At 56.0% G+C, this 14,316-nt stretch carries 12 protein-coding genes and 1 pseudogene; 11 read left to right on the top strand and 2 right to left on the bottom strand.

What is annotated here, in order from left to right; genetic code table 11:
* Nucleotides 1-3: 3 nt before the first annotated feature.
* Together D5261_RS01365 and D5261_RS01360 are read right to left on the bottom strand one after the other, a co-directional pair.
* Nucleotides 4-3,216, bottom strand: coding sequence for an efflux RND transporter permease subunit (locus D5261_RS01365; RefSeq protein ID WP_119320162.1), 3,213 nt, complete (start codon nucleotides 3,214-3,216; stop codon nucleotides 4-6).
* A gap of 205 nt (nucleotides 3,217-3,421) precedes the next feature.
* Nucleotides 3,422-4,276: an AraC family transcriptional regulator gene (locus D5261_RS01360; RefSeq protein WP_119320161.1), complete on the bottom strand. Its 855-nt coding sequence runs from the start codon at nucleotides 4,274-4,276 to the stop codon at nucleotides 3,422-3,424.
* Between the two features lie 163 nt (nucleotides 4,277-4,439).
* On the opposite strand from D5261_RS01360, the gene D5261_RS01355 reads away from it, so the two are divergent.
* The 11 genes and pseudogenes from D5261_RS01355 (at nucleotide 4,440) to D5261_RS01310 (ending at nucleotide 14,303) form a co-directional block, all read left to right on the top strand.
* Nucleotides 4,440-5,216, top strand: a complete 777-nt coding sequence (locus D5261_RS01355; protein ID WP_119320160.1) for a phytanoyl-CoA dioxygenase family protein — start codon at nucleotides 4,440-4,442, stop codon at nucleotides 5,214-5,216.
* Nucleotides 5,217-5,306: 90 nt separating this feature from the next.
* Nucleotides 5,307-5,558 (top strand): annotated as a pseudogene (locus D5261_RS33315) (ubiquitin carboxyl-terminal hydrolase 14); the annotation flags it as partial.
* A 12-nt stretch (nucleotides 5,559-5,570) separates the two neighbouring features.
* Nucleotides 5,571-5,888, top strand: a complete 318-nt coding sequence (locus D5261_RS33310; protein ID WP_354673120.1) for a substrate-binding domain-containing protein — start codon at nucleotides 5,571-5,573, stop codon at nucleotides 5,886-5,888.
* 251 nt (nucleotides 5,889-6,139) lie between these two features.
* Nucleotides 6,140-7,171, top strand: a complete 1,032-nt coding sequence (locus tag D5261_RS01345) for a prepilin-type N-terminal cleavage/methylation domain-containing protein (protein WP_125205847.1) — start codon at nucleotides 6,140-6,142, stop codon at nucleotides 7,169-7,171.
* 40 nt (nucleotides 7,172-7,211) lie between these two features.
* Entirely contained in the window at nucleotides 7,212-7,646 is a 435-nt protein-coding gene (locus tag D5261_RS01340) for a hypothetical protein (RefSeq protein WP_301002389.1), read from the top strand.
* A gap of 32 nt (nucleotides 7,647-7,678) precedes the next feature.
* The gene (locus D5261_RS01335) at nucleotides 7,679-8,020 is read left to right on the top strand and encodes a hypothetical protein (RefSeq protein ID WP_125205846.1); all 342 of its coding nucleotides are present in this window, start codon (nucleotides 7,679-7,681) and stop codon (nucleotides 8,018-8,020) included.
* Between the two features lie 106 nt (nucleotides 8,021-8,126).
* On the top strand, nucleotides 8,127-9,395 hold the full coding sequence (locus D5261_RS01330; RefSeq protein WP_125205845.1) for a hypothetical protein: 1,269 nt from the start codon (nucleotides 8,127-8,129) through the stop codon (nucleotides 9,393-9,395).
* A 9-nt stretch (nucleotides 9,396-9,404) separates the two neighbouring features.
* Nucleotides 9,405-10,775 carry an O-antigen ligase family protein gene (locus tag D5261_RS01325; RefSeq protein ID WP_119320156.1) on the top strand — a complete coding sequence of 457 codons (1,371 nt, stop codon included), beginning with the start codon at nucleotides 9,405-9,407 and terminating at the stop codon, nucleotides 10,773-10,775.
* Nucleotides 10,775-11,560: a hypothetical protein gene (locus D5261_RS01320; RefSeq protein WP_125205844.1), complete on the top strand. Its 786-nt coding sequence runs from the start codon at nucleotides 10,775-10,777 to the stop codon at nucleotides 11,558-11,560. Before D5261_RS01325 ends, D5261_RS01320 begins: the two co-directional genes overlap by 1 nt.
* Nucleotides 11,557-13,476 carry a DUF3466 family protein gene (locus tag D5261_RS01315; RefSeq protein ID WP_119320154.1) on the top strand — a complete coding sequence of 640 codons (1,920 nt, stop codon included), beginning with the start codon at nucleotides 11,557-11,559 and terminating at the stop codon, nucleotides 13,474-13,476. The genes D5261_RS01320 and D5261_RS01315 overlap by 4 nt, the downstream gene beginning before the upstream one ends.
* Before the next feature lie 26 nt (nucleotides 13,477-13,502).
* On the top strand, nucleotides 13,503-14,303 hold the full coding sequence (locus D5261_RS01310; protein ID WP_165863999.1) for a prepilin-type N-terminal cleavage/methylation domain-containing protein: 801 nt from the start codon (nucleotides 13,503-13,505) through the stop codon (nucleotides 14,301-14,303).
* The last annotated feature ends 13 nt before the right edge of the window (nucleotides 14,304-14,316 follow it).

Below are 14,316 nucleotides of genomic sequence, written 5' to 3'. Positions count from 1 at the left end.
CTCTCAGTGCGCCGGGGACGTATCCGCCGGAAGGGAAAGCGGCTGGGTGTCTTCGTCGAAATCGTCCTCCATGTCCGGAACCGGCTGCTTGCGCCGCAGGATCGAGTAGACGACCGGGACGAAGAAAAGGGTGGTGGCGGTGGCGACGAGCAGGCCGCCGATGACCGCGCGGCCGAGCGGCGCGTTCTGTTCGCCGCCCTCGCCCAGGCCCAGCGCCATCGGCAGCATGCCGATGATCATGGCGAGGGCCGTCATCAACACAGGGCGCAGGCGAGTGCGGCCGGCCTGGAAGGCGGCCTCGATCGCGCTGTCGCCATGCTGGCGCCGTTCGTTGGCGAAGGTGACGACGAGGATGGAGTTCGCCGTCGCCACGCCGATGCACATGATCGTTCCCATCAGCGAGGGGACGCTGAAGCTGGTGGACGTCAGGAACAGCATCCAAAGGATGCCGCTGATCGCGCCGGGCAGCGCCATGATGATAATGAACGGGTCGATCCAGGTTTGGAAGTTCACCACCATCAGCAGGTACACCAGCAGGATCGCGAACAGGATGCCCACGCCAAGCCCGACGAACGAGTCGTTCATGCTCTGCGCCTGGCCCCGAATGATCGTAGTCGTGCCCTTGGGCAGGCCCTTCTGATACTTCGCGACGATCTTCGCGACTTCGTCGCTCACTCCGCCCAGATCGCGGCCCGACACGTTCACATAGACATCGTATACCGGCTGAACGTTATAGTGGTTGATGACCTGCGGCGAAAGTCCGCGCGACATGGTGGCGACGTTATCGAGGATTTCGCTCTGTCCGCCGCTCGCGTTGACCGGCGTGTCGCCCAGCGCGCTGAGATTGCTCAGATCGCGCTGCGGGGTCTGCACGGCGACCGAGTAGTTCACGCCGTTCTTGGGATCGAGCCAGTAGTTGGGCGCGGACTGGCCGCTGGAGCTGAGCGAGATCAGCATGCTGTTCGCGACGTCCCGCTGGGTCAGCCCCAGCCCGATCGCGCGGTCGCGGTTGACGTTGACATTGATCGAGGGAACGTCCAGAACCTGATGCACATGCACGTCCGCCGCGCCTGGGATCTTGCGGATCTCCTCCGCCATCTTGTTCGCGATGGCGAAGTTGGCGGGGCTGCGGCCGACCACCTGGACATCAATCGGGGCGGGCAGTCCGAAGTTCAGGATCTGGCTGACGATGTCGGCCGGCTGGAAGAAGAACGTACAGTTGGGGAACTGCTTGTTCAGCTTCGCGCGCAGCTCATCCACATAGTCGGCGGTCGATCCATGTCCTTCCTTCAGCGACACCAGGATCTCGCCATCGGATGGGCCGATCGTGGAGCTGTCGCTGAAGGCCAGGTTGACGCCGTTGGCGGAGAGGCCGACATTCTGAAGCGTCATGCTCAGATCCTTCGCGGGGATCGTCTGCTTGATGACGCCTTCGACGCGGTTAAAGACGTGGGCTGTTTCCTCCAGGCGCGTACCGGCGGGAACGCGGACATGCAGGCGGATCTGGCCGGCGTCCACGCTCGGGAAGAAGTCTCGGCCGATGAAGAATACCAGGCCTATCGATGCGACGAAGAAGCTGATGAAGTACAGGGTCGTACGCCGGCGGCTGTAAAGCATCCCGGTCAGCGCGGCGCAGTAGTTGTCGCGCAGCCGCTCGAATCGTTCGTTGAAGGCGTGACTGACCTTCCAGAACACATCGCCGCTCGACGGCTCGCTTGCCGACTGGTAGAGATGGGCTTCCTTGCGCAGCATCAGCAGCGTCATGATCGGCACGAGGGTGCGCGAAAGGACGTACGAGGCCAGCATCGCGAACACGACGGCGAGCGCCATCGGCGTGAATAGGAACTTCGCCGGTCCGGTCAGGAAGACGACCGAGACGAAGACGATACAGATCGAGAGGGTCGCCACGAGTGTCGGCGTGGCGATCTGCGCGGCGCCGTCGTAAATCGCCGTCCGCAGGTTCTTCCCTTCATGCATATTCCGGTGGATATTCTCGATGGTGACGGTGGCGTCGTCTACGAGGATGCCGACGGCGAGCGCCAGGCCGCCAAGCGTCATGACATTCATCGTCTGTCCCAGATAACCCAGCGCGATGATGGAGGTCAGGATCGACAGGGGGATCGAGACGGCGACGATCAATGTGCTGCGCCAGCTTCCCAGAAACAGCAGGATCATCGCGGCGGTCAAACAGGCGGCGATTACGGCTTCGCGGACGACGCCGTTCACCGCGCTGCGCACGAAGAGAGATTGGTCGAACAGCGGCTCGATCTTGAGCTCCGGCGGCAGGGTCTGCTGAATCTTGGGCAGGGCGGTTTTCACGCGCTGAACGACGTCGAGCGTGGAGGCGTCGCCGCTTTTGAGAACGGTGATCAGCGCCGAACGGCGTCCGTTCATGCTCACGACATTCGACTGGACCGCGAAACCGTCATGGACATTCGCCACGTCCCGAACGTAGACCGTCGCGCCGTTGACCTGCTTGATCGGCAGGTTGCCGATATCGGAGGCGACGCCCGGGCTGCTGTTCATAAAGACGTTGTACTCGCGCGGGCCCATCTTGATCGTGCCCGTCGGCAGGATCAGGTTCTGGGCGTTGATCGCCGTGCTGACATCGAGTGGGTTCAGTCCCTTGGCCTGGAGCGCCTGGAGGTCGAGATCGACCATGATCTGGCGCGACTTGCCGCCGTAGGGCAGGGGAACGGACGCGCCCTGCACGGTGGCGAGCTGGGTGCGGATCACGTTGGTGCCGAAGTCGTAAAGCTGAGTCTCGGAAAGAGTCTTGCTGCTCAGACCCAGCTGAAGAATCGGGACGCTCGACGCGCTGTAGCGGATAATCAGCGGCGGAGTGGTCCCCGTCGGCATCGCGCGAATCAGCGTCTGAGAGATCGAGGTGAGCTGCGCGACTCCCGCCTCCACCTTCGCGCCGGGCTGGAAGTAAAACCGGATGACGGTGATGCCCGGCATCGACTGAGATTCAATATGCTCGATATCGCCCACGGTCGTGGTGGCGGCGCGCTCCGTCAGGGTCGTGATGCGCTTCTCCATGTCCGAGGGAGAGATACCGCCGTAGGTCCAGATCATGGTGACGACGGGGATATCGATGTTGGGAAAGACGTCGGTCGGCGTCTTTTGAATCGTGACAACGCCCAGAATTAAGATCAGCAGCGCCATCACGATAAAGGTGTAGGGGCGGCGCAAAGCCAGCTTAACGATCCACATAAAATATCCCGAACTTTCCTAAATCTGTCACTATCTGTCACCGTGTCAACAAGTTGACACGGATTTGAGTTCCTGCGCGGAGGATGTTCGCCGATGAGTTTACTTCATATGCATTAACTTTGTAAATACGATACGGCTCCGTATCAATAAATATTTAATGAATATTAAATAAGTGCGCTGATTGGGAGAATAGTCAGACTGATAATTATTCGTCCTGCGGGCGTCTTCCCTGCTGGCGCTTTCTTTTGTACTCGGCGGGGCTGCACCCCATCTGCTCCGTAAAGACCCGGTGGAACTGTGGGTAGCTGCCGAATCCCGTCTCCAGCGCCGCCTCCAGCGCGGAGATTTTCTGTTCGCCGTCGTAGAGTCGCAGAAAGCGGTCCATGCGCTGCCGGTTGCGAAACTCCACCAGCGTGATCCCGGTCTGCTGATGGAACAGGCGGCCGAGATATGAGGCGCTCAGGCCGACCCGGGCCGCGAGCTGATCGACGGTGAGCGGTTCGGGATCGTCGCGCAGCAGACGCGCCGTCTGCTCGACCGCCGGGTGAACGTCCGGCCCCGCCGCCGATTCCTCGGCGGCGAGATACGCGCCCCACGACATGAACAGCAAATATCCCAGACCGGCGTTGAACCAGGGCGTGTCCTGGCGCACGGCCTGAAGCTCGTCAAGGAGCGCGCTGAGACGAGCGCCGTCGGCTTCGGAGATCCGGCGGCAGAAGTTTCCGGCGGGAGCGGGTTCGAGCAGGACCGCCTTGTCCGCATCCAGTCGCGAACCGGCATCCAGGCGGCTCAGCAGATCGGGCTTGAACAGTCCGATCCACATGGCGTGGTCCGGCGACCGGTCGAGCAGCACGTGGTCCTGCTCTGGGAACAGCCAGACCAGCGAATTGCGCGTCAGCTCATAGCGCCGCTCGCCCAGCAGATAGGCGGCGCGGCCCGCCGTCACGAGATTGAACTCCAGCTCCTCGTGCCGGTGCGGGGTGGATGCGGGGGCGTCCGGCGTATGGAAAAAGATACTGCCGTCCCAGGAGACCGGCAGGTGAAGATCTTCTTTGGGCATAACGTAAAGTGATAACTCTTTCTCAGATTTTGAGAAGCATACAGGGAGATGGTTCGTCTATAATGATAACACAAAGCAAGGGCGACGGCAATTGCATTGTGAAGTTCGGAAGAAAATACTGAGAGTTCTAAAGATACTATTGCAGTACAGAGGAGAAATTGTCATGCCTATCGTGAGTGAATCGCCGACTCCGCTGGTGACCGCCGAGCACCTGCGTCAGTTTGAGGAAAAGGGGTTTTTCGTGCTGGAGGGCGTCATTCCCCAGGCGCATCTGGAGATGATGCGAACCGCCTGCGTCGATCTGATCGATCAGATCGACGAGCGGGCCGACGAGGCGGGCAAGCCGCGCACCACCAAATACTTCTTTTCGGTGTGGGACGAGCCCCAGGGCGCCAACCCCGTGAAGGACGCCGCTCGCGCGCGGGTCAAGGAGTTCGTCTTCAGCGATCTGATGGCGCGGATCACCCAGTCGCTGCTGGGCGACGATGTGTATCTGTCCTACGAGCAGTTCGTCGTCAAGGCCGCCGAAAAGGGCGGTACGTTCGCCTGGCACCAGGATTCGGCGTATGTCCCTTTTGCGCACGATCCGTATCTGACCTGCTGGTGTACGCTCGACGACGTGACGGAGGAAAACGGCACGGTGTATATGCTGCCCTATGACCGCGCCGGAACGCGTGACTTGGTTCCGCATACGAAGCTGGAGGACGACTTCGATCTGGTCGGTTATCGGGGCGACGATCCCGGCGACGCCGTCATTGCGCCCGCCGGCAGCATCGCCCTGTTCAGCAGCCACGTGCTCCATCGCAGCGGACCGAACACGACGACGCGCCGCCGCCGGATCTATCTGCCGCAATACTCCTCGGCGCCGCTTCTCGATTCCGCCGGCAAGCCGTTGTACATCGCCGAACCGTTTCTGAAGGACGGCAAGCGCGTCCAGTAGCGAACGCCGCTTCCACGGATTGCGGAAAGGGGGGCCGGCCTGTTTGAGTCTGGATATACTTTCTCCAGTCTTCAAAACCGGAGTAACTTCATGCCGCAAAAATGTACACACCTGGACCAGATCAAAGACGTAGAGCCTAAAACGCCGCAGGGCTGCGAGGAGTGCCTGGAGTCCGGCGATTCGTGGGTCCACCTGAGACTTTGCCTGGAGTGCGGCCACGTCGGCTGCTGCGATTCGTCCAAAAACAAGCATGCGACGAAGCATTTCCATGCGACCCAGCATCCCATCATGCAATCGTTCCAGCCCGGCGAAGACTGGCGCTGGTGCTACGTGGATGAGATCGAAGTCTGCCGTATGCTGATCGCGCTGCCGGAGCCGCCGACCGCGATTGTCGCCGGCGACGCCGCCTCGGCGTTCCAGGCAATCGAAGGGCTGGGCAACTTAGGAAAGCGCGTTCCTGAAGACATGTCGGTGGTGGGGTTCGACGACTGTCCGGCCGCAGCAAATTTCCCGGGCCTGACAACCGTACGTCAGCCGGCGGAGGAAGTCGGACAACTGGCGGGGCAGTTCGTCAGCCGCCTTCTGGAAGGAGCGCCGGCCTCCGAATGCCGCGTCACGCTCCCCGTCGAACTCATCATCCGCGCCAGCACCGCATCGCCGCGCTCCGAGTAAAACCGAACAGACTCCCCGGCTTTTCCACACTGCTTGTCGGCAAACAGTGTGGAAGAGCCCCTCAATTTCTCCACTTCATTTTCCTTCTCCACATCTCCGAAAAAAACACGCTTGACAAATAAAACTGATCTGTGATAGTATTACCTCGCCACAGACGGCTTGTTCAACACCTGCAATTTGCATTGTCTCTTGTTAAGAGTTTGCAGGGATGAAAACAATTTTCATTGGCTTATTCAAGCCAATGAGTTTCTTTGCGTAAGCTGTATCTTTCTTTCCTGAACGTTTTCGAGGCGGAGCTGTGTCTCACTGGCTCGAATTTTGTCTCCATTGGAAAACTTAGTTTCTTAATTCGAGAAACTAAGTTCTTTTGTCGCTGTTTCGGCCTGTTGGCGTTTGTCGATAAAGAAATTAATATCGTTATCTCTGCAACGATAGCAATCTTTCGTGATGATCTATTTTCTGCCTGGGAGTATGAGCAATTCATGCGATATAGAGCCTTTACCTTAATAGAATTGCTCGTTGTGATCGCTGTGATTGCGATTATTGCCGCAATTTTATTTCCCGTCTTCGCGAAAGCCCGAGAAAAAGCCCGCCAGATATCGTGCCTTTCGAACACCCGCCAATTATCCATGGCGATCATGCAGTATGTCGAGGATAACGATGAGACGTACCCGTGGTCGCTTTCTACGGCGCAAGGCAGCTTTCAATGGGGCGATCTCGTTGATCCATATATTAAAGGTTACAGTGTCCCTTCCGGCGTTTTTAGCTGTCCTGACGCCAGCACTCCGGCTCAATCCTACAGCACAAATAGTGAGGTGATTGGCTTGCTGGACATTGATTCTCGGAGCGCCCGAGGAGGATATTACAATTCTGTGGTCGCGCTGTCCCAAGTAAATGACACGAGCGACATTGTGTTGTTGGGAGATGGCCTTATCGGGCGTGACGTGGATGATTTTCGACTTGTTCCTGGGCGACGGGCGGCGGATGAATTCGCCTACCCGCATCCTGCGAATAACAAAGACCATACGCCCGATGGCGGCTGGGAAGACGCCTGGCTTGGGTATTCCGACAACGACCATCAAGTATCCTGGCGCCATACCAACGGCGCCAACTTCGGATTCTGCGATGGACATTCCAAATTCTATCTGCGCGGTCGACTCAAAGATGAAAACTGGGATGTGCGCTGTCACTACGGCGCTGTATGCGACGGAGCATCAGGCGCACTGGTGTATCCTCCGCCAGATGGATCGTGCGGAGATCAGTCACCAGTCGATTGTCAGTAATCTTCTGCGGAAAAGAAATATTCATTTGTAGGGTCGATCTATGCCTCTTAAAAAAATCAGTGTTGTTATTCGCCAAAATTGGACTTATCTGTTTATGCTAATCGGAGCATTGATCATCGCTGCATCGAGCTATACAACAGGAATCGCCGAAGCATTTTCGACTCAAGGGCATGTCGCGGTGCCGGAGAATACTTGGAATGTGTCTATCCGAGATCCTGATGTAGAAACCCATGCGTTCAAAATTTACAATGGACAGTTAAGCACATTGCGTCTTCGTCTTATTCCTTCTTGCGGCTGCTTTACTGTTTTTCCGAGCAATATCACGATCCCTCCCTTGGGCCGTGGTACGTTTACAGCGAGAGTCGAGCCATCGAAAATGACGAAAGATGTATCTGTTCTGCTAACTACGCCCGACAGTTCACGAACTTCTCTGCCAAGTCTCGTGAGAATTGTCGAGATCAAGTTTCAACGGTAAATCCGTTGAAATAACCCCCACAGGAGAAACGAATGAAACGACTCAAAGGCTCTCGGTTTTTTGCCGCCGCATCTCTTGTCCTGCTCTCAGGCGCGATTGCGAACGCTCAGGAATGGGGAGGCCCGCTGACGACCTGCGTGCAGCAGACTCTGGGAAGCTCCACAAATTGTAGCAAGAATAGCTCTTGTAATACCTATTCTTATAGTACCGGCACTTGTACGGGCAGCGGCCTTAGCTTTGGATGCAGCCAGAACAAGACGGTTACCGTGACGGAGACGCTGACACCAGGCTATTGTAATCAAATCGGCGGCAAATGGAACTGTGTCGGCACTGGATCGCCTCAATATGTGCAGGTTCAAGAGCCTAGCTGCTAAGCTTCTCTCTTCGAATTGATTTCGGAGTTTGGTTCTGAACGACTAGCTCAGGACCAAACTCAAAATTCACTCATACCAGAATACTCATTAAGAAATCTATCGATCCATGAAGATGAAATTAAAATATCAAAGCACTTATCCTATTTGTCTTTTTATTGCAGTCGCCTTAGCGGCCTTTCCTGCCGTATGTTCGGGTCAGTCAAATCAAGTTCCTGAAAATGTCGTGACGGCGCTTACTCGTAGAGAAACAAGTCTCAGCGCCTATAATGCATTGTGGAAATATCAGCAAGATCAAACAAATCCCAATGCAACGTCCCAGGAAGATAGCGACATCAAAGCGAGAATGCTTGCGCAAGCCGATCAAGATTATGAACGGCGAGGTATGAGACCCGATATACGCGATAAACTTCACGCCCAAAGCGCTCGCCTTTTATCGGCTCAGCAAGTGATCGTGCCTTCGACGCATTCCATCGCCGATATTGCCATTCGACGAGGCGGCGATATCGCCGAATTTCAAACGACCTTTCATACACAGCAAGGATCTGCGACTCAGATTGATCGAGATGTCGATCAATTTTATGGCGACAAAATCGAAGTTGTTAATGAAAATGTATCGATTAACGGCTCGAAAAGCGCACCAACATGTACGGTTTGGGCTACCCCATCAGATAGTGCTGATTATATGTTTCCAAAGCCGATTGGCTTTACCAATTATCCCGCTGAAGTGGTTGCGGTATTAAGTAAGAATCCTCTGCATCTTTACGGCGCCGATTGGGTGGTCATTCGTTCGTCTGGCGATGATATGGTGCTTCAAAGCCAGGTGACACAGGGAAATCTTGCGCCTTTTACATCACAAGTGACGCTGAGTAAGAAATATGGCTGGGCTCCGAGGTTGATCACTCTGCATCGAGACTTCGGCGAGGGGCACTCGCTGGACGTAAGTGTCGAAACGATAGGCTTTAAAAGTATCGAAAATGGCGGGGAGAAGTATTTCGCGCCCTCACTTGTGCGCGTTCAAAATAACGGAGTAACCGTATCTTCTGTTTGGTGGCGCCTTGTGTCCATGACTTCCAGTTCCGCCACTGTCGCGATGGGCGATACGTCTGGCGCGCGAGTGGTCGTGGACCATCGCCTCCAGGGCGATCAGATCACGCAGGCGGATTTTCAGAGCAATGACAATCTGGTTTCCTATGATTGGCGCGGAAATTTTGCGAATTTCGATGAACTGAAAGACTATTTACGTCACGAAACTAATACCCCAAAGAAGCAACTACAAGCGTCATCAGCCCCGGTTGGACTAATTATGGGAGGCATTATTGTTCTTATAGGAGCAGGTGGGTTTTTATTGCGGCGGCGTAACGCAGCTCTTTCATAGGCAAACATCATGCAAGACCTTCGGCCGATCAATCGCTCCTTATTCGACGGTATCGGAGCGGCTGTGGTTTTGTGGGCGATGAGCTATTTGCTTTTTCCGATGCCGTATCCCTATTCTGGGTACGACGCCGTCCTTTTGGCGACTAGCTCTGATTTACAGGCTCCGACAAGCGCTCGTTGTTCTTGTTTGGTCATCGCGGTGATCTACGGAGTGGTATTCATTTTCGGCTGGTCGCGTCGATGGCGACCGTTATCGCTAACAATTGTCGGAGCAGCATTCACGACCCTGATAAGCACATATTTGTTTGGGTTTCAGCACTATGATTGTGGTGTGCTCATCGCTTTCAGCTTGACGTTGATGCTTCTTTGCAGCGTACTTACTGCGGAGCGGCGGGCGCTCGTATTTTATATGTTGGCGCTCTTGTTGTGCATGCAAGCCATCGTCGCTGTGGTTTTATACTACTTTCCAGGCTTCTCCAATCAGAAGCCATTTCAAACTCCGGGGTTTGGATTGCGCGCCTCCGCATTCTTTTTAGGACCCAACCCTCTTTATCCAATCGTTGTGCTTGGAGCGACCATCGCGCTTGCGCGGGAAATCATCGTGGTAATAACGCTGAGAAAAGAGAAGCGCGTTCAGACATCGTTCAATGTTGTCGATGTTTTATGGAGGGTAATGCTGTCGGCATGCCTCATGGCGACCATCCTGACATATTCCCGAGCTGCTTGGATCGCCATTGCGTTTGTCTCCGTGGCAGTAGGGAGTTGGGGGGTAACGATTATTGGAAAAGATCGGTGGTTTCAAAATATCCATTCTCTACGATTTTGCCTCTACATTGGACTGGGTATCGGGCTTGCAATCGGATCTGGATTTGTGCGTACCCATGGAAATTTGCCGATTCCACGGCACGACCGCGCTGTGGCCGGCCGAGTTCGAATATGGCGAGAAAGTGTGAATTTTCTTCAAAAAGAGCATGTCGCCGCAATATTATTTGGAAATGGACCAGGAGCGGCGGAGTTGCTAGACATGGGCGAAAAACAATCCACGGACGTCAAGAACTGGGTCCTCAATACCCTTATGAGCTATGGACTTCTTGGATTCGCCATTTACGCATGCGCATACATTGTGTTCGTCATATCTCTGATAAGATCATTTCAAGGCCATTTGCATAATCGGCGCAATGGGGATTTGAGTCGGCAGAACCGAATGGATCTTGAAATGACGCTGGGCGCCATGATGATGTCCTGCGCTGTTTTGATCATGGGGCTGTTTGATTCGCCGATTTTGAGCACTCCTGATCGGATTCCCGCCACGGCGGCGTATCTCGCGCTGGCTGGCGTTGCGATTCCCCGCAGGTCCGCTTCCACATTGAGGCAAGTATAGTGAAGAAGACTCGTGTACTGGAAATTGTCATCTTGTATTGCTTGATAGCGGCAGCTTTAGGTTTGTTTTTAGAACTTGTTCATCCATCCCAAATGGCGGGGATCCTTACGAGTCTCAATCCATTCGCTTCCGATCAAGGCGAGTATCGAAATGGCAATGGAAACCGTATTTCCAACGGAAAAATGTCTATGGAGTTCGTTTCGCTTCCTGTCCCGCAGGAAGATCAAAAGGCGATGGTCACGGGAAATCTTGCGAAGGATTGGCAGGATTGGTCGGGCTGGGCGGATTTGACTGCGCATTACGACATTGATAACAGTAATTGCCATACAGAAGGATCCTGTCAGCGGATCGATATTTCGCGCCTCGATTCAGGATATCTCACTTTCGCGCACTGGCTGCGTATGCCGGCGGGCGCTTACTCCGCCGACCTTTGGATCCGCTCAAGCAGTCGCTCCAACGTCATCGTTGCGCTGAAAAATAGCGACGACAGCTCAGGAGAGCAACAATTTGAACCGCAGAAGTTTTTGGCGGGGCGCGCCTGGAAACATGTCGAGCTTAGCGGGCGCTGTCCGGGCTGGGAGAACGCCGATTTGACTGTCTCTGTGCTGTCGGGAGGCGCGAGTGTCTGGATTGACAATGTACGCTTAGAGCGTCGCTTCGATTGGGTTTCACTGCTCACGGTGCTGATGGTAATCGCCGTCAGCGTGGGGCTGACTCATTTCCTGGACTTCGTTCTTTCCAAAGTATTAGCGGCGCGCAAGCCTTCCGTTCAAAAGCAACGATGAAAAATTATCGATTATCACAATGGCTGACTGTGCTGGTTGTCATTGCAATTCCTGCATTTATCCTGTTGCCGGTAGTGCGGCGGCATAAAAACGATGAGCGTGCGGCGATCTGCCCTTCAAACTTGCAAATTCTCGGCAAGGCGCTTGCGATGTATCTTGCCGACAACGATCAGGCGTATCCGCCGGCGTATTCGGCGTGTTTCGGCAATGATCGCGCGGCGCACCGGGCCGCCTGGACATCCTATCTGGATCCCTATGTCTCCGCAAAAATCGATGGCGGCGCGGGATGGGTGATCAGCACCGGCTGGTCGATATTGGAGAATGCTCCGGGGGATGCGTCGAAGCAAAACGTCTCGGCGGCGTCTGGCCCCTGGCGATGCCCGAACGATGCGGACGACGCCGTGCTGAGCTACGGATTGAACCCAATGGTGAGCGGGGCGTATAAGCAATGGAACTGCGGTTCCGAGGATCATGAGCCCGAATGGCAGGATTCACTGAAAACGAGCGATGTGCAAAATCCCGGCCAAATCGTCTGGGGCGGCGATACGAATCGCTATTGGGATCCGACGAAAAACAAATACACCGCTGTTTTCCCGGAATGGCCGCGCAAGACGGATCTTTATTTGCGAAATCTGACGAAGCCGCAACTGGTGGAATGGTACCGAAGCTTCTTATCGAAAGACTTTACAGACATCAAAGATCAGTGCTCGTATCCGCTGGCCTGGGGATGTCGCGCGCCTTCCTACCGGCACGATCGCAGCGTCGGCAATCCCGGCGCCGCCGCGATGCTGTTCTGTGACGGGCATGTGCGGGCAGTTCCGTTTGGAAAGCTTTCGGTCGAGAACATCTTCCCGGATCTGGCTTCGGTAGACCAAAATGCGTCTGCGCCCTCTCCAGTCCAGTATCCCTATCGCATCGTCGATCTTGGCTTTGCGTTCCATGCGGGGGCAGTCAACAATGACGGGCTGGTGGTGGGAGGGACTCAGGGGCATGTCTTCGCCTTCCAGGGCGGAAAACAGATGGATCTGAAGAGGCCGAGTATCGCCAACAGTGCGACGGCTTACGCCGTGAACTCCGCGGGTGAGATTGCAGGAAACTTCGCGTCAACCGAGGCGTCTGGCGCGGGCGATTCCGACCATCAATACGGCTTTATCTGGCGCGGCGGCAAATACCAGAATCTTCAATATCCGGAAGGCTATGACGGGTTTCTGTTGCGCGGCATCAATCGCAAGGGGCAAGCGGTGGGGCGCGCTTATCGCGGATCATCGGCGGCGTTCGATGGCTCGTCACGCGCATTTCTCTGGGAGAACGGGAAATTCCGAGATTTGGGAATTCCGACAGATTGCATCTCCAGCGCCGCCTACGCCATCAATGACCAGGGGCAAGTGGTCGGGAGCGCCGTGACGCGCGACAACCACACGCATGCGATTGCCTGGCGAAACGGATCGATCACCGATCTTGGAACCCTTCCCGGCGGCAGTCTGAGCGCCGCCTATGGAATCAACGATCAAGGTCAGATCGTGGGGGATTCCAATACGGGAAAGGGAGATGTGCGCGGCATGCATCCGGTTCTCTGGGAGAATGGAAAGATCGTCGATCTTGGATTGCCGGTAAATTGCCGGTCTTGCGTGGCCAGCGCCATCAGCAACTCGGGTCTTGTGGCGACGCTTTTGTCGGATCTGGATGGAGTTCCCATGGCCGTCGGGATCTGGGACAAGAAGAACGGGATGAGAAGCTCGACAGCGCTTACACCCCCTGACAGCGGCTTCCTGCTCCGCGATGTGTACAGCATCAACGACAAAGGCCAGTGCGTCTGTCGCGCGTTCTATGGGAACGACACAAACCGCATGGCGTTGCTCACGCCTGTGCAAACTTACGCCGCGCAATGTGCGGCCAACGGCGTCCGATGGCCGTGAACCCAGAATCGAGGGAGCCAAACACGATGAAACCACAGGCGTTTACTCGCACCGAATTGCTGATTGCGCTGGCGGTGGTCGCCTTGCTCGGAGCCATTCTCTTTCCGGTCATCCAGATCCGCAAGAATGGGCAATTGCTGGCTTCCTGCGAGTCGCGGGAGCGCCAAATCTCGTCCGCGCTCAGCCAGTACGTTCAGGACAACGATCAAACCTATCCCTGGTCTTACAATATGGCGGAAGGTGCGCAGAACTGGCATGTGCTGATTCTTCCCTATGCAAAAGGATCGACGAAGCCGGGCGCCGACTTTACCTGTCCCTCCGCGAACACCTCCGCGTTCAGCTACTCCGCAAACGGCCAGGTGATCTGCCTGCTCGATCAAGAGCACAAAACGCCGTCGCGTGGATGCTACGGCAGTGTGGTCAAAACCTCGCGCGTCGCCAACCCGCGCGAAACAGTGTTGCTAGCCGACGCCTTATTGGGCGCCGCTCCGGACTCCACCCTCCAGCCGCCCGCCCGCCGCTCCGCTGGCGAGTTCGCCTATCCGCATCCAGCGAGCGTCAAGGACCATACGGACGACAAAGGGTGGGAGCCGGATTGGTTTGGCATTCCCTACAACAACCATCAGATCAGCTGGCGGCACAGCGGCGGCGCCAACGTCCTCTATTGCGACGGCCATTCGAAATACACAAAGCCCGGCGATCTGAAAGACGCGAATTGGGATGTGCGCTGCTGGTACGGCCAGGCCTGCGAGGGCAGTCCGAACTCGCCTGTGTATCCGGCGCCGGACGGGACATGTGGGGGGCAGTCGCCGATTGACTGCCAATAGGAAATACTCTGAC

It is taken from the genome of Capsulimonas corticalis, from assembly GCF_003574315.2.
Classification (GTDB): Bacteria; Armatimonadota; Armatimonadia; order Armatimonadales; family Capsulimonadaceae; genus Capsulimonas; species Capsulimonas corticalis.
This window is presented reverse-complemented; position numbering and strand designations above follow the sequence as displayed.